The 279-nt window shown below is 59.5% G+C and carries 1 pseudogene; it reads left to right on the forward strand.

Annotation, left to right across the window (positions count from 1 at the left end):
• Positions 1-116: 116 nt before the first annotated feature.
• A pseudogene (locus EN804_RS38925) lies at positions 117-279 on the forward strand (CHAD domain-containing protein); the annotation flags it as partial.

A 279-nucleotide genomic window follows, 5' to 3' on the forward strand; every position in this document is an offset into this window, starting at 1 on the left:
AACGCAAGAGCCGGGGCATCATCGGCGAACGTGTGTTTCTGTTCACCGATGACATCGATGTCACCAATCGAATGTATTTCGCCATGCTAGATGCAGAGGGCCGACGGAGCAGCGGCGTGCCCGGTTTCAGAATTGATCCGAAAAAGCCCTTTGACGATGAAATCTGCCGCGCCGGCCTGGAATTGATCGAAGACACGGTCACCATCCTGCATAACCGTCCGTCCGGCCCGCACGAGGCCGTGCACGATGCGCGCAAGCGCTTCAAGCGGCTGCGGGCCC

The sequence above is a fragment of the Mesorhizobium sp. M8A.F.Ca.ET.161.01.1.1 genome, assembly GCF_004792105.1.
Lineage (GTDB): Bacteria > Pseudomonadota > Alphaproteobacteria > Rhizobiales > Rhizobiaceae > Mesorhizobium.